The sequence below is a fragment of the Companilactobacillus mindensis DSM 14500 genome (genome assembly GCF_001434275.1).
Lineage (GTDB): Bacteria > Bacillota > Bacilli > Lactobacillales > Lactobacillaceae > Companilactobacillus > Companilactobacillus mindensis.
On record NZ_AZEZ01000039.1, the window covers coordinates 18,626 to 39,023 of the forward strand.

The following is a 20,398-nucleotide window of genomic DNA, read 5'->3' on the forward strand; positions in this document are numbered from 1 at the left end:
ATCGTTGGACGAATTTTTCGTTCAACGATTTTTTTTAGATGAAACTAGTAATTAGGTCAGCAATCGTCTGGGGATCAGGTTCACAGACAATGTCATATTGATCACCAAGGTATTTCAAGCTAGGTTTACTATTGATCCAAATGCTGCGAATGGCTCCATCAAGCATTTCCAAATCATTTCGATCGTTACCAAAAGCGATGTATTGATCAACGCCTAATCTATCTAAGGTAGAAAATTTATTGATACCGGTGGCAGTAATGTCGACTGTTCCTTCACCAGACAAACCAATGACAGCTAGTTTTGTCTGTTGGGAGACGAGTTCCATCAATTCTTTTTGTAGCTGATTTTCTAAATTTACAAAGATGGTTTTGATAGGATCAATGATTTCATTTAGTTTAATTCTTTGAGCTAGTTGATTGGGGTCGATCATTCGTTCAATCAGACAAGGGGCAGTGATCTTCGAAGCGTAATTCCACGAACTATCAGCGATATAGTCCAAATTATATGTTTGAATCAATTTTTTTAAAAATTCAAAGTCTTGAGAATTGATTCCGGAGACAACTTCTATGTTTTTCTCTATTGAGATCATAGCACCGTTGGCACCGATTAATTTGTGAGCAGAAAAATCGGGAATCATTGGAAGCAAGTCTCTAATCGGTCTGGCTGAGGCAAAGATGACTTCATTATTGGCAGCAATCAATTTCTCGATAGCAGCAGTGATAATTGGATCAATTTGGATGCCGTCAAAGCTTAAAGTGCCATCTATATCAAAAATATATTTCATTAAAATACTCCTATAAAATGGGATGATTTTCAGTAAAAAAGGTCACTTAAATATCATAGCGAAGTAAACGCATTAAGAAAAAATAAATGCTTGAGAAAATGTTGAATGATTTTAATTTAAAAAGTCGAATATTAGAAAATCTTATTATTTTTTTCTTGGAATTTTTTACATAGATGAATCGTTAGGCATTTGTATTAATGCTATACTTAATTAACAATAAAACGGTTACATAAAGGTGGGAGAAAATTGATAAAATTTGAAGACTTTTTTAATGACGTTGATCAAGGTAATATAAAAGTAAAATTAAATATGAATTCGGGTGGAGATGCCACTAAAAGTGCATGGGGATATTTACTTGATGATGATAAAAAATGGGTTAATATGAATTCGTTTAGAACAAAACAATCTAATAATAATTTAGATAATTATAAATATTTGATGGCTTTTGCTCAGTATTATCCATATGGAAAAGATTATTTTGTTTTTGGAGGAATTTATAAAGTAGAGAAAATAATTCCCGAAATAGAAGATGGAATTGGCTATAAATTAACCTTGTTGAATGATTATAGTGAATACAGAAAAAGATTAATTATAAAATTGAATAGATCAAGATCAGGACAAACTTATAATTTTCGTTTTCAAACAGTGAAGGATAAGCTTCAAGCGGAAGTGTATGAAATCTCGCCAAATACAAAAATGGGTAATTTTATGGGATATCAGAATGTAAGATTGAACCATACAGATTTAGAGCATATGATTAATAATCAGGCTCCTGATTGGAAAAAAGCACTTTCTAATGTGAAAGGGATTTACGTGATTACCGATAAATCCAATGGAGAATTGTATATAGGGTCGGCCTCTGGAAACACTTCGGGAATTTGGCAAAGGTGGAGTGATTACGCTGATTTAAATAATTTAACTGGCGGTGATAAGACCTTTATAGAAATAGTTGAAAAATATGGTAAAGATTATATCGTCAAAAATTTCCAATACTCAATCCTAGAAATTTTTGATACTAAAACAAAAATGGATACAGTAATTGAACGTGAACATTATTGGAGCCGAGTTTTGGATACGGTTAACCATGGGATGAATAATAATACAGGATCACTTTAAAATTAATTTTAAGATAGACGTCAAAAGCAACCAACAATTCGTTGGTTGCTTTATTTTTACATATTTAGTTAAAAACTAAAAATCGCTGTAATGAAGGTTGCAGCGCCTAAAAAGATACCAGGAACATTGGCCCAAACAATAGGCCAGTCCTTCTCTTTTTTCAATAAACCATAGGCCGTCCAAATCGTGCAGTTGATAAAAGCAACTAGTGGCTGGATGGGATTTCCTTTCGTGCCTGACAAGTTGGATATGATCTGAGGGATGTATGAAACATACATCAACACAGACATAGCACTTGCAATCGTTCCTATCTTTTCTACTTTCTCTGAACTTATCCTCTGCAAATAAATACTTCCTTTCAACTCTCAAGTTCTAATATTTAAAAATCATTAATTATAAAATTATTTCATAATTAATGTTACATCCAAGTTAAACCAGACAATTTGTCTTGTCAAACGAAACGCAGTTTAATGCTTATAATTGAAACTTAAAAGGCTGGCCAATATTATTGCAAGCATCATTGAAATGATCGAATAAATTGCAATTTCTGAGGAGACAAAATAGATTTTAAAATTTTATTTTATACAAAAAGAAACTCCATAATTGCTAGATTTTTGTCTAGTAGTTATGGAGTTCTTTTAGCATTAATTTAAAAAATTAGTCGCTAAAGTGACCTTTTGGTCGATTGGTAACAGACCATCGATAGTTAAATCAACTTCACCAGCAATGAAATTTTCATAATCTAAAAAGATTGGTCGAGCAAAGTTAAGATAAGTTTTAGACCAGTTGACGGCATCATTGATAGTTTTGTCAGAATAGTCGCGAATGATTTGTCTGGCAAAACAAACATCCAAAGGTGTTTTAACGTAAATCACCTTATCAATATAGGGTCTGAGAGTTGGATGTTTATAACCAAAGGGAAAATCCATCAGAATATAATTGTAATGATTTTTGGCCTTCAAAAAGTCTTTCATCAGATTACTGAGATCATATTGATCGACTGTCTTTGATAGTGGTAAGTCGATTGGTGGTGCAGAAGGTAAGGCATCGATACTGTAATCGTCGTAAGAAATCACGGTACTGTCAGACAATGTATCATGCATTGCTTGGACTAAAGTTGTTTTGCCACTAGCAGTCAATCCACTGACTACAATTACCATTGGTTTTTTCAATTTATCATCTCATTTTTTTGATAATCATCGAGGATCTTTCGGACGTCATCAGTCGTTTTAGCGTCCATCATCGTATTGCGTAGATCAGTAGCACCGAGTTCAGGTCGAGCGTAGACCTTGAAGAAACGTTTGAGTGATGGGAAACGAGGGTAATCGTAATGTTCAGAGAAATCGTCGAATAAATCTAATTGCATCCGTAATAAGTCTAGTAATTCGTCTAATGAGTGAGTTTGTTTTTTAGGGTCAAAGGCGTATGGATCAGCGAAGACACCACGACCAATCATGATACCGTCTAGTCCGGGGTGTGCTTGAGCTAATTTCAAACCAGCTTGGTAATTAGGGATGTCACCGTTGATTTGAATCAGTGTTTCCGGAGCAATTTCGTCACGCATTTTGATGATGTCGTCGATTACTTCTAAATGAGCGGCAACTTTACTCATTTCCATTTTAGTGCGTAAATGAACGGTTAAGACGTCAACGTGTTGTTCTAGTAGAAAAGGAATCCAAGTTTTGAATTCGTCAACTTTGCTGTAACCGAGTCGAGTTTTGGCACTGACAGCTAAACCAGAAGTTTTGGCTGCAGCAATCACAGCTTGAGCCCATTTTGGATTACGGATCAAGTCGCTGCCACCGTGATTTTTGATGACTGTGCTGTCAGGGCAGCCCATATTGATGTCGATAGCTTCAAATCCTTGTTCTTTTAAAGCTTGGGCTCCAGTTCTGAAGTCTTCAGCAACATTTCCCCAAAGTTGAACGACTGGTTTCTTTGACTCACGACTGTCAACATATAGGCGACCGTGAATAGGAAATTTGGTGTTAGGGTCGGTGATACCTTTGGCGTAGACGAATTCACTGAAGAACGTGTCCGGTGCGTAGGCCTTAGAGATTACTTGACGAAAGACAGTATTACTGACGGCCTCCATCGGTGCCATAGTAAAGAAGGGGCGGTGTTCTGATTTAGCTTTTGTGGCGATTTCGGACCAAAATTTTGATTCTGTCAAACTCGATTACTTCCTTATCAATAAAATTCAATATTATATATATTACTATGTTATATGCTGAGAATCTAATATTTCCTCTTTGGAAAAGTAAATTAACCCCTGAATAAGCAGAAAAAACCTCTGATACATCATCAAATGTATCGGAGGTTTTAAGCAATATCTTAATCTTCAACTAATTCATGTTTTTTAAATGCAACAGGCAAATAAACTATTAGCATAATCAAACTAACGGTCAAGATAAAAATAGGCAAAGCCCAAATCGTACCGTTATGAATGAAACTGACTAGATAAGTCAATAAACTGACGATCAGATAGTAACCGAAACTGAAAATCCCACTGGCACTGCCAATGACATCTTCATAGCCTTTTAGAGCTAAGTTCAGGGTTACTGGTAAGGTCGTATTCAAGCCCAGAAAAATCAAGAAAAACCCGATGATCATCAGATAAGCTTGGTTGAATTGCAGACTGATCAATAATAATAGACTAGCAATACTACTGAAAGCGAGTCCTAAGATGGCAATTGTTTCTGATTTAATGTATTTGACCAAGAAGTTGACGATGATAGCGCCGATCAAACTAGCTAAGGCCAAAGTCATACCAAGACTGCCGTATTTGACCGACGAATAACCGAAATGTTCCATAAAGATGAATGGTGCTTCGGAATAATAACCGAAGAGGATACCGTTGATCCCACCGATGAGAATTCCATATGCCCAAACAACTGGATCTTTGAGTAATCGCCAAGTTACCTTGAGTAAAGAGACTTGTTGAATATTATTGGTATCACGAGTTTCTGGCAGGCGGGCATAACTATATAATAAGACAATCGTTGCCATAATTATTAAAGTACTGAAGACGTTGCGGTAACCTAAGTAAGTTTGGATAAGGCCACCGATCAAAGGTCCAAAAGCAGGTGACAGTGCCATGGCAGCACTAACTTTGGAAAAGACTTTGGCTCCAGTAATGCCATCGAAACTTTCACGCATAATGGTTTGAGTCACAACTGAGCCAACGCTAGCTCCAAAGGTTTGAATGAAACGTGAAGCTAGTAAAAAGTCGAAACTGGGACTGATATATAAGCCAATATTGCCAATCAAGTAGACAATGATACCGAGATTCATTGCTAAACGACGACCGATTTTATCGGATAGCTGGCCCCAGAATAATACGCCAATGGCAAAAGCAATAAAGTAAATACTCATTGTTAGTTGCGATGTAGCAGCAGAGATGTGCATGTTGCTACTGATCATTGGTAGAACAGGGGTAAAGATTGATTCACTGATCTGGGGGAATCCCACCAGAACAATGATAATTAAGATTGATGGTACGGTGTTGCGGACGTTTTTCATTTTAAACTCCTAAGATTTTATTTTGCTGAAAAACGTCCTGCATCATTTGCGGGCATACAAGCCATGATGTCTGATAGTTCCATGGTTCTCACCTAATTTCTTTTGAAGTCTGATTATCATGTTATAGAAGATGTCAGTCAATTGCAAATACAAAAATAAGTTAAATAGAAGATATTCTCTATTTAATGAACCGTCATTTTTGTTTATAATGATTCAAGTTATCTATTATCAGAATATAAGAGAAATAATTAAATAATGAGGGATACATTTGAATAAGAAACGCAGCGCTTTAATAATTGGGTTAAGTTTGGTAGTCATTTTATTGGTGATTGGGTTCTTTACGCGGAGTCAATCTAATCACTATCAGGAAAACCACACTATAGCAACTGGTGAATTACGTAAAACGACTTTTTCGTTGGTCAGCAGTGCCGAGAATTCAACTACAGATTATCAAAAACAGTATAGCTATATCGAAGATATCGGCGATAATCGTGGCTACACGGCCGGTATTATTGGCTTTACCAGTGCCACAGGCGATTTAAGACAAGTGATTTTGCGATATCAAAAGCTTCGTCCTAAAAACATCTTAGTCAAATACTTGCCAGCTTTGAAATCAGTTGAAGGTTCGGCCAGCCATGTCGGTTTGGGAAAGAATTTTGAAAAAGACTGGAAAAAAGCTGCCAATGATTCCAAAATGATTCAAGCTCAAAACTATATTTTGGATCAGCAATATATGAAACCAGCTTTAAAAGCTGCTAAAGAAGACAATTTAGGACCATTAGGTCAGTATATTTATTATGATGCGATTGTCGTTCATGGACCAGGCAATGACGCTAAGAGTTTTGGTGGCATTCGCAAAAAGGCTAAGTCACTCGACAAAGCAGCTCGTTTCAATCAAAGCGGTTATCTGTTGATCTTTTTGAAAGTCCGTTCAAAGGTCATGCGCCAAGAAAAAGATCACAAGGATCTTTCCAGAATCAGTACGCAAGTACAATTTTTAAAAGAAAAGAATCTGCAGTTGACCAGACCACTATCTTGGAAAATGTATGGTGATTCGTATCATTTGAGTAAATAATTAACGAACTAAAAACTTGCTTATCGGGTTAATTAGTCGTTATAGTTGTAAGTATTGTAATTAATTTTTGATTGGAAGTGAGATTGTGACCCAGTCAGCATACTGGAATCGCATCGCAGAAAAAGCTAAACAAGAAGATCGACCTTTCTTTAGTTTGGCACCGATGGAAGCTGTAACCGGCTCAGTTTTTCGTCGGGTAGTTATGCGCGCAGCAGCACCAGATAATTTTTATACGGAATTTACTAATGCCTTGAGTATCACGCATCCATTAGCCAAGGAAACTACTAAGGGACGACTTTATATTGATCCTAAAGAAGATCCTAAGCCCATCGTGCAGTTGTGGGGCAATTCGGGTGAAGACTTTGCCAAAGCGGCTAAGGAAGTAGAAAAACAAGGCTATCAAGCAATTGATATCAACATGGGTTGTCCCGATATTGCCGTGATCAAAAATCACAGTGGTAGCGATTTGATCCGTCACTTCGACACAGCTAAAGAAGTTATTGAAGGTGCTAGACAAGCTGATTTACCAGTCAGTGTTAAAACCAGACTCGGTTATAGCGATGTTGAAGAGTTTGAAACGTGGATTCCATTTTTGTTGAAGCAACAAGTGCCAGTATTGACAGTGCATGTTAGAACTCGTGAAGAAATGAGTAAAGTTCCTGCCCACTATGAATTGATCGACCAATTAGTTCAAATGCGGGATGCATACGCTCCAGATACGTTGTTGCAGATCAATGGCGACATTGCCGACTATCAAGCGGGGATTGAGCTGGCTAAAGAACACCCTGGTGTCGATGGTATTATGATTGGCCGAGGAATCTTCATGAACCCATACGCTTTTGAAAAGGTACCTGGAAAACATTCGACGCATGAACTATTGAATTTGTTGCGTTATCAATTAGATCTTTACGATGAATTCGTGGCCAAAGGTATCCCCGGTCACTTTGCACCGTTACAACGTTTCTTTAAGATCTATGTTCGTGGCATGAAAGGTGCTTCGGGAATCCGTAATGATTTGATGATGACTAAGACAACCGACGAAGCACGTGCAGTTGTTGATCGAATAGATCCAGGTGAATAGGAATTAGAGAACGAATAAACCGTTTAACAAAAATAGTAGTGATCAATTATTTTGATCACTACTATTTTTTGTTGCATTAAAAATCTTGGGCAGGGATGACTTTGTCGATATCTGTCTGTCCACGATATAAGTTAAAACTCGTGTGAATAAAATGAGGATTTTCGATAGCTTGAAAGACGACTGAGGCTACATCATTACGACTGACACGAGGATCTCCATGGTCGGTCAAGCTGACTTTGTCACGGGGAATATCGTCCGTTAAAATCGAAGGACGAATGATCGTATAAGCCAAATTAGATTTCTTGAGAAAATCTTCAGCATAATATTTAGCTAAATACAGTTCAGGAGTGTCGTAAATGTCCCAATCGCTGCGATTTTCGGCTCCAGCAGCTGAAAGCATAATGAAACGTTCGATATTATTTTTCTTGGCAGCTTGCATCGTTTTGACGGCTCCATCCAAATCGATCCAAGTTGCTAGTTCTGGTTGAGTTTGGGGAGCGGTTGAAGCAAAGACGATAATATCAATTCCTTGCATCTGTTGCGCAATTTGGTCAACTGTCATGTCGATCAAGTCGATTCGACGCGATTCCAAATTGAGTTTTTTGATGTAATCCATGTGCGAGTGAACGCCCGCAATGACAGTGTAACCACTATTTTTGAGTGTTGAAGCGATTTGGATCCCGGTTCTTCCGTTAGCACCAATTACCAAAATTTTCATAATATCACCTCGCTGGTTTAAATATACAATATTACTAAATAAATAGTCATTAGTTTACCCTTGTTATGAGTAATAAAGTCATTATTTTTTGAAAATATTTGCAATTATTTGTAGTTAGAAAAAATGACCTCAACTATAATTTGCCGTGGAAGAAATATAATTATTGATTTAGCGAGGGAGTTTTTTATGAAACGGGCGGTATTTTTTGTATTGAATGAATATGCTGATTGGGAAGGAGGCTATTTGTCGAGTCAGTTGAACCGAAACCCAGAGTGGCTAGTTAAGACAGCTTCGATCAAACCTGAAGTTACTTCGATCGGTGGCTTTACGACTAAAATTGATTATCAAGTTGACGATATTCCCAGTGATATTGACTTGTTAGTTTTGATTGGTGGCGATACTTGGCGAATCGAAAATGTTAGTTTGTTGGAGTTGATCCAGACACGTTTGAATTCTTCCAAACCAGTGGCAGCAATTTGTGGCTCAGTGGATTATTTAGCTCGCAACGGTTTGTTAGACGGATATAAACACACTGGCAATTCACAATATTTATGGCGCAAATATATCAATTATCACAATGACAATGACTATATGAACGAACAAGCAGTCATCGATAATAATTTAGTCACAGCCAATGGAACAGCCGTTTTGGAATTCACTAATCTAGTATTAAAAATGATTGAATTCAATTCTGATGACCAAGTTAATAAAATGACTGACCTGTACAAAGTTGGCCTTTATAATTACTGCCATCAATATGGAAGTCCATTTCATTAAATATCTTTGTTGATCGTTTGATTCTGCAATGCTTTTAACGTTGCAATCTGAAAGTCAGCAATCAAGGTGTGGATATCGTGTAAAGATTCTTGTTGGTCGGTAAGTAGCCACTCTTTCCAAATGGCATATGTACCGGCACCCATGAATTTGATCCAGTACTTCTTTTGAACATCTGAAAAATTATCCCAATTCATGACCGTGTCATAGAAGTGTTTGATATTGTCATCAAAGATCTTTTGAATAATAAATTCATAATTGCCAATTTCAGCTGACTTCATTGGTTCAGCCATATCGGTAAAGAAATTACCTAAAGCGTCCATTTTTTTGTCTTGGGGAGTTTTATTAATGATAATATCGAATTCTTGGTCGATCTTTGGCTTGAAATAAGCAACTAAAATATCTTCCAACGTTTGAAAATTCCGATAGAAAGCCATCCGACTGACACCGGCTTTTTTGACGACCTTAGTTACAGTTATCTCATTGAGATGTTGATTCTTTAGTAATTGTAAAAGGGCCGTAATTAAATAATCTTGTGAATCTTGTTTGATTTGTTGCGAATGATCAGTAGCTGCCATTACACTTTCTCCTTTTTGTCACAGATGCTCTCGATTTGCTTGAGAACATATTAGACACATTGTAAGATGCATTCATGAACGTTACAAGTGAAACGTCAGCTTAACAATAACAAAATTTTGGAGATATTTAATTATGAAAAAACAATTAGTAGTCGTAACAGGTGGTAGTGGATTTATCGCAATACATATTATTTTGCAACTTTTACAACAAGGTTATGCCGTTAGAACGACGATTCGTTCCGAAGCAAAGGAAGCTGTGGTAAAAGAGATGTTAACTAATGGCGGGATCACAGATTTTTCTGACCTATCGTTTTCATTAGCTGATTTAACTTCAGATGATAATTGGGAAGAAACAATGGCCAAAGCAACATACGTTATTCACGTGGCTTCACCAACACCAAAGTTGAATTTCAAAAATGAGTCTGAGATGATCCGTCCAGCCGTTGATGGTGTTTTACGAGTTCTCAAAGCAGCCCGCGATGAAGGTGTTAAACGAGTAGTACTGACCTCTGCATATGGAGCAATTTTTGCTGGTCACAAGAACCGGAGTACACCTTATACTGAAAAAGATTGGACTAATTTGGATGCCAAAAATATCCACCCTTACCAAAAATCAAAGACGATGTCAGAGATGGCTGCTTGGGACTTTATCAAAAAAGAAGGCCATGGGTTAGAATTAGCTACCGTTAATCCGGTGGGTGTAATGGGACCGGTGCTGTCCGCTAAGTACTCCCATTCAAATGTCCAAATTCAAGAAATGCTCGAAGGCAAAATCAAGGCTCTGCCAAAAGTAGATTCAGGTTATGTCGATGTCCGTGATGTTGCCAGCTTGCACATTTTGGCAATGACTTCTGATAAAGCTAATGGAGAACGTTTCTTGGCAACAACAGGTGAGACGCTTTCGATGATGGATGTAGCTGATATTTTGCGGGAAGCTTTTCCTGATTATGCTTCTAAAATGCCAACTAAGTTGATTCCTAACACAGTTATTAAAGCAGCCGCGGTAACTAATCCTAAGTTAAGAATGATTGCCTCAATCGTGGGTGGTTACGCTGAAACAAGTAACAAAAAGGCTAAAGAATTATTAAATTGGCAACCACGTTCTGCTAAAACAGCTATTATCGCAACTGCTCAATCAATGATCGATTTGGGTATCGTAAAGTAAAAAAATAGCCCCTGATTTTTAGAATCGGAGGTTATTTATGTAGAGATATTAATCGTTATTAACTTCTCGAGTAGATTGAAATATAGGAACGATTTTTTTCAAAACGACTAATGAACCAAGGAAAAATGTGGTTGCTAAGATAGCTGTGATTGGTAACATATGGAACATATTCGTCGGTAAAACTAGTGCCAAGAGTGGAAAAGCGTAGGCGGCTGGAAGCTTGATTCTCAATAGTTGCAGCAACAAGAAAACTAATGGCAAAGCAATAATAGTTGAGATCAACCAAGATGCAAAGAATAAGTGGACTAATACGCCGATCGTGGCTGCCCCAACTAAGGCAATGAAGTGTTTGCTGGCCATGCGCCAAGAGTAATTTGGTTTCTGTAAAACTTCAAAGAAGACGACCATTACAGGCGGGATAGCAGCCATTTGTGAAAAGCCAAAGAACCAGACAGCTCCAACCCAAATGGCTGCTAAAATGGTGAAAACTATCATATGTTGTATTTTGATATTGGGGGCTGGTTGAGCGGTTTTATATTCTTTTTGTAAAAAAACGCCAGCCATCAGAATAGCAGTAAAAATTAAAATTGCGCCGATAAATGACCAATGAGTGGCGTTGATGATAATTGGCAATAGTCCGGTCGCAAATGATGGGGCTAAGTTAGAATTTAATAAACGCAATAGTATCAGCATTAATAGTAAGCCCAGAATAACTTTGAGAGCGTAAGTAATATTTAATTGATTGATCAAAAAACCAATGATGGCTGTACCTGATGGAGCTAAGAAAATTTTGACCGGTTGTTTGATCCAGCCTTCATTTTGATAGATCCAAGTTCCAGCGGTTAAGGCGCCGATTTCTGGGAGAATGATTTCAAAATCATGTAATAATGTAGCGCAAGAAACCATGAAAATGATCAGGGCAAAACCAATCACATAGTGACGTCGTTCAAGAGTAGATAAATGCATGTGTTGTTTAGCATCTCCTTGATGTGGATTGTTTTTTTTACAAAAACTAGAATAGTGTAACATAGATAGTTAGTTTTCTGAAAACTCAATGCTTAACCAAAGCTCAGATATACATCTTGGATAGTAGGCTATCTTTCCTAAGTAAAACCTTTAATATATAGGTATAGACCAAATAGAAGGATATTTAGTCCGAAATATAAAGGAGTACGTTCAAATGGAAAATACAAAAACTGCTGCGAATTCAAGAACTTATGATATGGATAAAATCGATGATATTTTAGTGGAACTAGATGATTCTAAAATTAGGATCAATGCTTTGATGGATTACAATTTGAAGCTACGTCGGCTCAATGACGAACAGACGAATAAGAATTTAATCTCACACGAATACGATCGGTTAAGTCCAATTATGGAATTATTGAATACCGATATTTTTGAATCATTGGATAAAGCAATCAAACTTTTAGATGCAGGACAGATCAAAAAGTAAGGTTGGTTCGCAAATTTTAGGAACTATTTTGACGAATAAGTTGAAATGGTTCCTTTTTTCTACCTAAAATCGTTTATATTCGTAGGGAATATGGTATTTCTATTGACAAGGGAGCGTTTTTTTTATAACATTTTATTGTTAATGGACATTCGCCAAATGGTAAGGCAGCGGACTCTGAATCCGCAATTTATTGGTTCGAACCCAATATGTCCAATCAATTTGAAAGTCATCCTTAATTGGGTGGCTTTTTTTATTATGATAATTAGATATTAAACTTGAAAATATTAATTATAAAGTCCAATAATACTTGTCTAAAAAAAAGTTTTATTGGACTTTTATTATTTCCAAAACATCAATTATTTGCTTGAAATTTTCAGTTGAATTTTCATTAAAAATATTTTAAATAAATAAGTAATTTATTAGAGAAAATCTGATTGTTAATCTGGTTTCGGGAAATATAATTATTGTACGAAACGCTTGTGGGACTAACATCTAGACCACTTTTGTAAATTTAAATAATTATCAGATTTAATGCCAATAATTCTCAAGATATGGTCATATTAACAGGAGAATGTGTTACATTATTTAATGGAGTGAAATAAATATTTTTGTGAGGTGAATTAATGGAGAAGAGCGAAATATTAGTGACTACGACAGAACATGTGCCAGGACGTGATTACGAAATCATCGGCGAAGTTTTTGGTTTAACAACTCAGTCAAAAAATGTTGTCAAAAATATTGGTGCTGGGTTCAAAAACATCGTTGGTGGCGAGATCAAGGCTTATACAGAGCTTCTTACTGAAGCACGTGATATTGCTATTGATCGTTTACGTCAAAATGCATTGGATATGGGAGCTGACGCAGTAGTTATGATGCGCTTTGATTCCGATTCTATCAGTGCTGACATGGAAACTGTTGCAGCGTATGGTACCGCAGTAAAATTTAAGTAAGGTGATTAGATGACATTAGAATATAACAAGAATTCTTTATCAGCTTGTACAAGTATTTTAATTGGGAAAAATGCTACCGTTGATGGTTCTACTATCATCGGAAGAAATGAAGATGCCATGGCTTCATGGCCTAAGCATTTTGTGATTCATGAACACAAAGAGTTTACTGATGATCAAAAATTCGTTTCAACAGCTAATGACTTTCAAATGGAATTGCCTAAAGTTCGCTATAAATATTCAGCCACTCCTGAATGGACCTTTAAAGAGGGATTGTTTGAAGAGGACGGTTTTAACGAATATGGCGTTGGAATGAGCGCCACGGAAAGTGCTTATTCAAATCAGCGCGTCTTAGGCGTGGACCCTCTTGAAAAAAATGGTATTGGCGAGGAGGCTATGATCACCGTAGTTTTGCCTTATGTGAAAAATGCTCGGGAAGGCGTTTTGCGCTTAGGTAAAATTATTGAGGATTATGGCACCTGTGAAACTAACGGAATCCTATTTTCTGATGAAAAAGAAGTTTGGTATTTCGAAAGTGGTTCAGGTCACTATTGGGTTGCACAACGTATCCCCGACGATAGTTACGCTGTGGTAGCTAATCAATTAGCTATTCAAGAGATCGACTTCAATGATCCGGATAATTTCTTGTATCGTAAAGATATTCAGAAATTCGTCTCGGACAATCATTTGAACGTCAGACCACAGACTTTTAATTTTAGAGAAATTTTTGGAACACACGATTTATCCGATGAGATTTACAGTACTCCACGTGTGTGGTGGGGACAGCAACAATTCTCAGGCAAGACTGATGAGAGTCCTGAGAGCGAAGATCTAGCTTTTATCAAGAAAGCAGATCGGTTGTTGAGTGTTGATGACGCACAAGATTATCTAGCTTCTCATTTTCAAAAGACCGAATTCGATCCTTTGAACAAATCAGCTGATAATAAACGTTATCGTCCAATCAGTTTGGCTAAAACTCAGGAATCACACGTCTTACAGATCAGACCCAATATGAAGCCTGAGATTGCCTGCGTTCAATGGTTAGCTATGGGTGTAGCTTCTCAAAGCATCTATGTTCCTTTCTACATGGGAATGACAGATACACCTGAGGAATATAAACTTGGTGAGTTGCCATACGACAGCAAGTCAGCTTATTGGACATATAAATTAGCCGGAGTTTTATTAGACGGTCACTACAAAGAACTTGGAAAGAACTTCCAAGCCAAGCAAAAGGATATCAATATCACGCTTCGCAAGAAGTTGAATGATTTTGATAAGGAAGCCTTGAGCACAGATGATGATAAATTACCTAATTATTTGACAAAGGCATCGTTTGAAATGGCAAAAATTTCACTTGATGGCTACAAAGAGCTTATTGCTCAGTTAATTACGGACTCGACTGATTTTTCACCTCTAAACTTCAAGACAGATATGAATTTATAAAAATTATAATTTGTACATTGAAAATTAAATGAGGGGTTTTATAAAATGAATGATGGTAATGCGCCGACAAAAACAATCACATTGTTTGGTTTAATAATGATGATTTTCACGGCGATCTTTGGATTTGCTAATACAACTGTTGCTTATGAACAGATGGGATTGGCAAGTATTCTTTGGTACGTATTCGCTGCTATATTCTTCTTTCTACCAGTAGGATTCATGGTAGCAGAATATGGTTCTGCTTTTAATGAAGCAAAAGGTGGTATTTATTCTTGGATCGATGGAGCCGTTGGTGCTAAATGGGCCTTTATTGGTACCTTTATGTGGCTAGCTTCTTGGGAAGTTTGGCTTGTGTCAACTTCTTCAAAGGTTTGGATCCCACTTTCAACGACTTTCGCTGGGCACGATACGACTCAAACATGGGGAATGTTTGGATTAAGTGCCACGCAAGTTATCGGTATCTTAGCTGTTTTGTGGATCATTTTCGTTACATTCACAGCTACGCAAGGTATCGATAAAATCGCCAAGATCACTAACTTTGGTGGTGTTATGACGATTGCTTTACAAGTTATTTTCTTCGTTTTGAGTTTGGCAGTTCTATTTATGTCAGGCTTTCACACAGCAGAACCAATTCACGGATTAGATACATTTATCCATTCAGCTAATCCAGCGTTTGCTTCACCACTTGGAATGGTTTCCTTCATCGTGTATGCAATCTTTGCTTACGGTGGTTTGGAATCCGTTGGTGGTGTTACAGATAGTATGAAGAATCCTAAAAGGGATTTCCCACGTGGTGTTTTAATCGCTGCGGTCGTTATGGCTTTGATGTATTCATTAACGATTTTCTGTTGGTCAATGAGTGCTAACTGGAATACCGTTATTGCCAAAGGTGACGTTAACCTAGGTAATATTACATACGTTATGATGAGTAATCTTGGTTATCAATTTGGAACGCATATCGGATTGGGTAGTGCAGCTGCTATCACACTAGGTGAGTGGCTAGCTCGTTTCACTGGTTTTGATATGTTTATCCTTTACATGGGTGCCTTCTTCGTTTTGATCTATTCACCATTGAAATCATTCATCCTAGGAACACCAAAGGATCTATGGCCAGCAAAAGTTACTAAGTTAAACAAATATGGTATGCCAGCTTATGCTATGTGGATTCAAGCTATCGTAGTTATCGTTCTTATCTTGATCGTTGATATGGGTGGTAAGAATGCCAAAGCACTTTACAATGTTTTGACATTGATGGCTAATGTTTCAACAACTGTTCCATACCTATTCTTGGTAGGGGCATATCCATTCTTTAACTTGAACAAAGATATCGAAAAACCATACTTGTTCTTCAAGAATAAGAAGATCATGTGGACAGTAACTTCGATCGTCTTATTAGTTCTAACTTTCGCCATTATCTTTACTTTGCTCCAACCAATCATGGAAGGTGCATATACAGATGCTCTATGGACAATCCTTGGACCAGTCGTCTTCGGACTTGTTGGGTTTGTACTTTATTACAGATATGAACATAAAGGACATGCCAAAGATTCAAGTTCCGTTGGTGCTGAGGCTACTAAATAATAAATATTTTGAACAGATCTTATCAATTTTGATAAGGTCTGTTTTTTTATAATTTTTTTATGAGAATTGTTTTGACTAGGCTTTAAAGACTTGATCAAAGCTCGATTTTGAAAATCTTTGTCAGCGTAAAATACCATTGATTCAGCGTCAGTGTACTTTAAACTGCGAGGATCTAAGGTGACACAACTATATTTCCCATCAAATATGCAGCATAAACGCGGAACAAAACATAGCTTTTTCCGTTTAACAAAAAGACGTCTCTGATTCGAAATGCCGAATCAGAGACGTCTTTGCGTTAATACATGAATTTTTTTACTTAATAGGGTGTTTGTCAGTTAAGGCCTTTGTACGTGCATCCAATTCGGCTAATTTAGCTGGATCATCGTGATACTTGATAGCATCAACGATGATGTGGGCTACTTCTTTAGAATCTTCTTCGTCAAAACCTCTAGATGTAATGGCAGGAGAACCTAGACGTAGACCTGAAGTGAACTTAGGAGGCAATGGGTCGTTAGGGATAGCTTCCTTATTAGTTGTGATGTGGATTGAGTCAAGCAAGTTTTGAACTTCCATACCGTTTAGGTCAGTTTCAGTTAAAACAACGTTTAACAAGTGATTGTCAGTTCCACCAGTCAAGACGGATAGGTTGTCAGCGTCGTTGATGACTTTGGCCATGGCAGCAGCGTTCTTAACTACTTGTTCCATGTAAGTCTTGAATTCTGGTTGTAAATCTTCACCAAAGGCAACAGCTTTACCAGCAATGACGTGTTCCAAAGGTCCACCTTGAGTTCCAGGGAAGACAGCAGAATTTAATTTCTTGCCTAGTTCAGCGTTAGCCAAAATCATACCACCACGAGGTCCACGAAGAGTTTTGTGGGTAGTTGTAGTAACGATATCAGCAACTCCAACTGGAGTAGGGTGCAAACCAACCGCAACGAGTCCGGCAATGTGGGCCATGTCGACCATTAAGTATGCGCCAACTTCGTCAGCAATTTCACGGAATTTTTTGAAGTTGATAATACGACTGTAAGCTGAAGCTCCAGCGACAATCAAATGTGGTTTGACTTCTTTAGCGATTCTTAAAACATCGTCATAGTCGATCAAACCGTCGGCATTAACACCATATGAATGGAAATTGTAGATCTTACCTGAAAAATTAACTCTTGAACCGTGAGTCAAGTGACCACCGGCATTTAGATCCATACCTAAAACAGTGTCACCAGACTTTAGAACGGCTTGATAAGCAGCAGCATTAGCTTGAGAACCAGAATGTGGTTGAACGTTAACGTATTCGGCGTTGAATAATTTTTTAGCTCGATCGATAGCGATTTGTTCGATTCCATCGATATATTCACAGCCACCATAGTAACGGTGTCCAGGATAACCTTCAGCATATTTGTTAGTTAGAACGGAGCCTTGAGCCTTTCTAACGTTGTCGGAAACAATATTCTCAGAGGCAATCAACTCGATATTTCTATTTTGTCGGTCCTCTTCTTTTTTGATCAAATCGAAAACTTTACTATCACCTGTACTATATTGCACTACGACCATCTCCTTAATAATTGTTGTTAACTACGCTGGTACCATCACTATAATTAATCTTGACACCCTTTTCAATATTGAATATGTATACATTGAAAGAAACGCCGTTATCAGGTTGTCCGTTGTTAGACAAGGACTCAGCCATCATTTGAACTCCACGAGCGACTAATTCATCATTACGATATATCGGTTTGACCCGGTATCTAATGTAATTGTTAGGATTTTGCTTCAAATAGTAAGCAATGTCGTTTTCGTGTTTGAGCATCTCAGGGGAGTTCAAGGAACGCGTTCCGGTCATCAGATTTTTGGGATTATTGTTCTGTCCACTTAATTGATAACCGATCAGGTGGGATCGATTATAGAGCCAACCAGTTCGAATCTTTTTATTATGCCAACCAGTGGGATTGACATAGAGTGGTTCACGTTTAGCAGTGGGCATTAAATTCTTGTTCAATAATGCATCTGCTTGAATAGCCCGATTCAAATTGTCCAGATCAGCAAATTCCTGCCAAGGACCATTTGTCACGTTTAGTTCGGATTTTGAGAAAGTAGGCGTATTGTTATTGACCGTAATTTCTTGTGTACCTTGATAATCAAGGTTGGCTAAATCAGAACTTGAAGAGACTTTTGATTTCTCAACTTGGCGGGGATTGTCGCCAGACCCCAGACCATTATTCTGGTAACTTTCATAAATACCAGAACCTCCAACCACAACTAGCAAGATCCCGAGAGATACTAACTTTTTGTGGGTACGTTTTTTGGGTTTGACCATAAAGGTCGTAAATAAGACGATTGCACCCAATAAAACGAGCAATAACATATACATAATTCTTTCCCCTCACTACGAAGATCAAATAACCTTCGCATTTGATTTTATCATAAATTTCTGTAAATTCAGAACAATATTACCGAAAATATTACATTTTATTCGTATATAAAGTTATAGTTTAAAACTATAAAAAAAGAAGTTGAATAAAAATCAACTTCTTAATAAATCATTCGAATGTTTTCTTCAAGGCCGCAATCCGATCATCCAATGGAGGGTGAGTATCGAAGAGTCCTGAGAAATGTTTCTTCTTATTAGGATCATCGATATACAAAGCTGCACTAGCGTCGTCGACACGTTGCATTGGTTTAGTACTCTCTTTGAGTTTTTCCAAAGCATTGATCAACCCTTGGGGATTTCTAGTCAATTCAGCACCGGAGACATCAGCTAAATACTCACGATTTCTGGAAATAGCCATCTGAACTAGACTAGCAATCAACGGACCGATGATTGCAAAAATCAAACCAACTAGCCATAAGACGATTCTGATGGCGCCAGAGTTGTTGTTGTCACGGTCGTCATCGTTCATAGGGATCCACCAACGATAGGCATTTCCAATAATGGAACAAATCAAAATAACAGCGGAAGACAAGGCAACGGAGATCGTTGAAACACGGATGTCGTAGTTTTTGACATGGGAGATCTCATGGGCCAAAACGCCTTCCAACTCTTCACGATTCATCATTTCGTAAAGTCCACTGGTAACAGCTACGGCTGCATGTTGTGGGTCGCGTCCGGTCGCAAAGGCATTAGGACTAGGGTCGTTGATAATATAGATCTCTGGTAAAGGGATATCGGCAACCATCGATAAATCTTCGACAATATGCCAAAGGTCAGGCGCATCTTTTGCTGAATTTAGCTTTTTTGCGCCATTCATTTGCATTACGATACTGGTAGATTGAAAATAAGTGATCAGTGTGTAGACGATGGCGATGATCAAAGCAATCACGATACCGGAGTATATATTGGCAAAGAAGTATTCACCGATAAAACTCCCCAGAGCTGCTAATAGTAAAAAGAAAACAAAAAATATCAAGTAGGTTTTACGTTTATTACGATCAATTTGTTCATAGATCATAGTTGACCTCGATTAAAATTTAACCTTTGGAGCTTCTTTATCAACATCAGGGATCTGCAAGAAGTTCATTTCTTTGAAGCCATGAATACTTGCGATGATATTGCGTGGGAATGTTTGAATAGCTGTGTCGTAAGCCTGTACTTGACTGTTATATGCTTGACGAGCATATGAAACTTTATTTTCAGTATTAGAAAGTTCTTCCATTAATTGAGAGAATTCTTGGTTTGCTTTTAAATCGGGATAGTTTTCGGCCAAAGCAAAGACTTGTCTCAAGGCACCGGACAATTCATTGTCGGCATCGACTTTGTCTTGCAAAGAACTGGCACTGTTTACGTTGTTACGTAATTCCACTACATGTTCAAGTGTTTCCTTTTCGTGTTTAGCGTAACCTTTGACAGTTTCAACCAAGTTAGGAATCAAATCAGTCCGACGTTTGAGTTGGACGTCGATCTGTGAACTGAATTCACGGGCACGATTACGGTACTTAACAAGACTGTTGTACATGCCAGCGTAAGCTGCAATTAGTAGAACGACAATAATTACAATTATTAGTATTTTCATTTAAATCTCCTTCTTCTCTTATTGGCTATATTTTACCATATCGAAAGATTAGGAGTATAAGGTGAGGCAACAATAGATTGTTGAGTTTATTAGTATGGATTTTGTGCCAAATAATTTATAATCTTATTTGAGGAAGGTCGCTTAGAGTCAG

21 protein-coding genes and 1 tRNA gene are annotated in these 20,398 nt (G+C 37.5%); 10 read left to right on the forward strand and 12 right to left on the reverse strand.

Features of this window, described 5'->3' with window-relative positions:
* Window positions 1-34: 34 nt before the first annotated feature.
* Window positions 35-784 carry an HAD-IIB family hydrolase gene (locus tag FD29_RS04265; RefSeq protein ID WP_057887721.1) on the reverse strand — a complete coding sequence of 250 codons (750 nt, stop codon included), beginning with the start codon at window positions 782-784 and terminating at the stop codon, window positions 35-37.
* A 246-nt stretch (window positions 785-1,030) separates the two neighbouring features.
* On the opposite strand from FD29_RS04265, the gene FD29_RS04270 reads away from it, so the two are divergent.
* The gene (locus tag FD29_RS04270) at window positions 1,031-1,900 is read left to right on the forward strand and encodes a GIY-YIG nuclease family protein (RefSeq protein ID WP_057887722.1); all 870 of its coding nucleotides are present in this window, start codon (window positions 1,031-1,033) and stop codon (window positions 1,898-1,900) included.
* Window positions 1,901-1,968: 68 nt separating this feature from the next.
* Here FD29_RS04270 and FD29_RS04275 read toward each other — a convergent pair whose 3' ends face one another.
* From FD29_RS04275 to FD29_RS04290, 4 genes are all read right to left on the reverse strand, one after another.
* On the reverse strand, window positions 1,969-2,235 hold the full coding sequence (locus FD29_RS04275) for a SemiSWEET family transporter (RefSeq protein WP_371862704.1): 267 nt from the start codon (window positions 2,233-2,235) through the stop codon (window positions 1,969-1,971).
* Between the two features lie 309 nt (window positions 2,236-2,544).
* Window positions 2,545-3,072, reverse strand: coding sequence for a nucleoside/nucleotide kinase family protein (locus FD29_RS04280; protein WP_057887723.1), 528 nt, complete (start codon window positions 3,070-3,072; stop codon window positions 2,545-2,547).
* Window positions 3,069-4,073, reverse strand: a complete 1,005-nt coding sequence (locus tag FD29_RS04285) for a tRNA dihydrouridine synthase (protein ID WP_057887724.1) — start codon at window positions 4,071-4,073, stop codon at window positions 3,069-3,071. The genes FD29_RS04280 and FD29_RS04285 overlap by 4 nt, the downstream gene beginning before the upstream one ends.
* 161 nt (window positions 4,074-4,234) lie before the next feature.
* A complete protein-coding gene (locus FD29_RS04290; RefSeq protein WP_057887725.1) occupies window positions 4,235-5,422 on the reverse strand; it encodes a multidrug effflux MFS transporter in 1,188 nt (395 codons plus the stop codon).
* 268 nt (window positions 5,423-5,690) lie between these two features.
* On the opposite strand from FD29_RS04290, the gene FD29_RS04295 reads away from it, so the two are divergent.
* Window positions 5,691-6,497: a chitosanase gene (locus tag FD29_RS04295; RefSeq protein WP_083477771.1), complete on the forward strand. Its 807-nt coding sequence runs from the start codon at window positions 5,691-5,693 to the stop codon at window positions 6,495-6,497.
* Window positions 6,498-6,582: 85 nt separating this feature from the next.
* Window positions 6,583-7,578, forward strand: coding sequence for a tRNA dihydrouridine synthase (locus FD29_RS04300; RefSeq protein ID WP_057887726.1), 996 nt, complete (start codon window positions 6,583-6,585; stop codon window positions 7,576-7,578).
* A gap of 76 nt (window positions 7,579-7,654) precedes the next feature.
* Here the strand turns inward: FD29_RS04300 and FD29_RS04305 are convergent, their stop codons facing one another.
* Window positions 7,655-8,296 carry an SDR family oxidoreductase gene (locus FD29_RS04305; protein WP_057887727.1) on the reverse strand — a complete coding sequence of 214 codons (642 nt, stop codon included), beginning with the start codon at window positions 8,294-8,296 and terminating at the stop codon, window positions 7,655-7,657.
* Window positions 8,297-8,482: 186 nt separating this feature from the next.
* Here FD29_RS04305 and FD29_RS04310 point away from each other — a divergent pair, with 186 nt between their 5' ends.
* Window positions 8,483-9,073: a type 1 glutamine amidotransferase family protein gene (locus tag FD29_RS04310; protein WP_057887728.1), complete on the forward strand. Its 591-nt coding sequence runs from the start codon at window positions 8,483-8,485 to the stop codon at window positions 9,071-9,073.
* Here the strand turns inward: FD29_RS04310 and FD29_RS04315 are convergent.
* Window positions 9,070-9,648 carry a TetR/AcrR family transcriptional regulator gene (locus tag FD29_RS04315; RefSeq protein ID WP_057887729.1) on the reverse strand — a complete coding sequence of 193 codons (579 nt, stop codon included), beginning with the start codon at window positions 9,646-9,648 and terminating at the stop codon, window positions 9,070-9,072. The genes FD29_RS04310 and FD29_RS04315 overlap by 4 nt on opposite strands.
* A gap of 133 nt (window positions 9,649-9,781) precedes the next feature.
* On the opposite strand from FD29_RS04315, the gene FD29_RS04320 reads away from it, so the two are divergent.
* The gene (locus FD29_RS04320) at window positions 9,782-10,813 is read left to right on the forward strand and encodes an SDR family oxidoreductase (RefSeq protein WP_057887730.1); all 1,032 of its coding nucleotides are present in this window, start codon (window positions 9,782-9,784) and stop codon (window positions 10,811-10,813) included.
* 48 nt (window positions 10,814-10,861) lie between these two features.
* Here the strand turns inward: FD29_RS04320 and FD29_RS04325 are convergent, their stop codons facing one another.
* The gene (locus FD29_RS04325) at window positions 10,862-11,779 is read right to left on the reverse strand and encodes a hypothetical protein (protein ID WP_057887731.1); all 918 of its coding nucleotides are present in this window, start codon (window positions 11,777-11,779) and stop codon (window positions 10,862-10,864) included.
* Window positions 11,780-11,993: 214 nt separating this feature from the next.
* On the opposite strand from FD29_RS04325, the gene FD29_RS04330 reads away from it, so the two are divergent.
* From FD29_RS04330 to yjeM, 5 genes are all read left to right on the forward strand, one after another.
* Window positions 11,994-12,269, forward strand: coding sequence for a hypothetical protein (locus FD29_RS04330; protein WP_057887732.1), 276 nt, complete (start codon window positions 11,994-11,996; stop codon window positions 12,267-12,269).
* Window positions 12,270-12,411: 142 nt separating this feature from the next.
* Window positions 12,412-12,483, forward strand: a tRNA-Gln gene (locus tag FD29_RS04335).
* Window positions 12,484-12,892: 409 nt separating this feature from the next.
* Complete coding sequence (locus FD29_RS04340; protein WP_057887733.1) at window positions 12,893-13,219, forward strand: heavy metal-binding domain-containing protein; 327 nt, start codon at window positions 12,893-12,895, stop codon at window positions 13,217-13,219.
* Between the two features lie 9 nt (window positions 13,220-13,228).
* Window positions 13,229-14,659, forward strand: a complete 1,431-nt coding sequence (locus FD29_RS04345) for a C69 family dipeptidase (protein ID WP_057887734.1) — start codon at window positions 13,229-13,231, stop codon at window positions 14,657-14,659.
* Window positions 14,660-14,704: 45 nt separating this feature from the next.
* Window positions 14,705-16,240, forward strand: a complete 1,536-nt coding sequence (gene yjeM / locus FD29_RS04350; protein ID WP_057887735.1) for a glutamate/gamma-aminobutyrate family transporter YjeM — start codon at window positions 14,705-14,707, stop codon at window positions 16,238-16,240.
* Window positions 16,241-16,552: 312 nt separating this feature from the next.
* Here yjeM and glyA read toward each other — a convergent pair whose 3' ends face one another.
* The 4 genes from glyA to FD29_RS04370 all read right to left on the reverse strand — a co-directional run bounded on the left by glyA (window position 16,553) and on the right by FD29_RS04370 (window position 20,247).
* A complete protein-coding gene (gene glyA / locus FD29_RS04355; RefSeq protein WP_057887736.1) occupies window positions 16,553-17,791 on the reverse strand; it encodes a serine hydroxymethyltransferase in 1,239 nt (412 codons plus the stop codon).
* 4 nt (window positions 17,792-17,795) lie between these two features.
* The gene (locus FD29_RS04360; protein WP_057887737.1) at window positions 17,796-18,608 is read right to left on the reverse strand and encodes a DNA/RNA non-specific endonuclease; all 813 of its coding nucleotides are present in this window, start codon (window positions 18,606-18,608) and stop codon (window positions 17,796-17,798) included.
* 169 nt (window positions 18,609-18,777) lie between these two features.
* Entirely contained in the window at window positions 18,778-19,686 is a 909-nt protein-coding gene (htpX, locus tag FD29_RS04365; protein WP_057887738.1) for a zinc metalloprotease HtpX, read from the reverse strand.
* A gap of 12 nt (window positions 19,687-19,698) precedes the next feature.
* Window positions 19,699-20,247: a LemA family protein gene (locus tag FD29_RS04370; RefSeq protein ID WP_057887739.1), complete on the reverse strand. Its 549-nt coding sequence runs from the start codon at window positions 20,245-20,247 to the stop codon at window positions 19,699-19,701.
* Window positions 20,248-20,398 lie beyond the last annotated feature (151 nt).

Excerpts from the sequence above, each read along its gene's own strand:
- FD29_RS04290 (WP_057887725.1), bottom strand. The coding sequence starts at position 5,422 with ATGAAAAACGTCCGCAACACCGTACCATCAATCTTAATTATCATTGTT.
- glyA (WP_057887736.1), bottom strand. The coding sequence starts at position 17,791 with ATGGTCGTAGTGCAATATAGTACAGGTGATAGTAAAGTTTTCGATTTG.
- yjeM (WP_057887735.1), top strand. The coding sequence starts at position 14,705 with ATGAATGATGGTAATGCGCCGACAAAAACAATCACATTGTTTGGTTTA.
- FD29_RS04310 (WP_057887728.1), top strand. The coding sequence starts at position 8,483 with ATGAAACGGGCGGTATTTTTTGTATTGAATGAATATGCTGATTGGGAA.
- FD29_RS04325 (WP_057887731.1), bottom strand. The coding sequence starts at position 11,779 with ATGCATTTATCTACTCTTGAACGACGTCACTATGTGATTGGTTTTGCC.
- FD29_RS04370 (WP_057887739.1), bottom strand. The coding sequence starts at position 20,247 with ATGAAAATACTAATAATTGTAATTATTGTCGTTCTACTAATTGCAGCT.
- FD29_RS04315 (WP_057887729.1), bottom strand. The coding sequence starts at position 9,648 with ATGGCAGCTACTGATCATTCGCAACAAATCAAACAAGATTCACAAGAT.
- FD29_RS04265 (WP_057887721.1), bottom strand. The coding sequence starts at position 784 with ATGAAATATATTTTTGATATAGATGGCACTTTAAGCTTTGACGGCATC.
- htpX (WP_057887738.1), bottom strand. The coding sequence starts at position 19,686 with ATGATCTATGAACAAATTGATCGTAATAAACGTAAAACCTACTTGATA.
- FD29_RS04360 (WP_057887737.1), bottom strand. The coding sequence starts at position 18,608 with ATGTATATGTTATTGCTCGTTTTATTGGGTGCAATCGTCTTATTTACG.
- FD29_RS04340 (WP_057887733.1), top strand. The coding sequence starts at position 12,893 with ATGGAGAAGAGCGAAATATTAGTGACTACGACAGAACATGTGCCAGGA.
- FD29_RS04345 (WP_057887734.1), top strand. The coding sequence starts at position 13,229 with ATGACATTAGAATATAACAAGAATTCTTTATCAGCTTGTACAAGTATT.
- FD29_RS04305 (WP_057887727.1), bottom strand. The coding sequence starts at position 8,296 with ATGAAAATTTTGGTAATTGGTGCTAACGGAAGAACCGGGATCCAAATC.
- FD29_RS04330 (WP_057887732.1), top strand. The coding sequence starts at position 11,994 with ATGGAAAATACAAAAACTGCTGCGAATTCAAGAACTTATGATATGGAT.
- FD29_RS04320 (WP_057887730.1), top strand. The coding sequence starts at position 9,782 with ATGAAAAAACAATTAGTAGTCGTAACAGGTGGTAGTGGATTTATCGCA.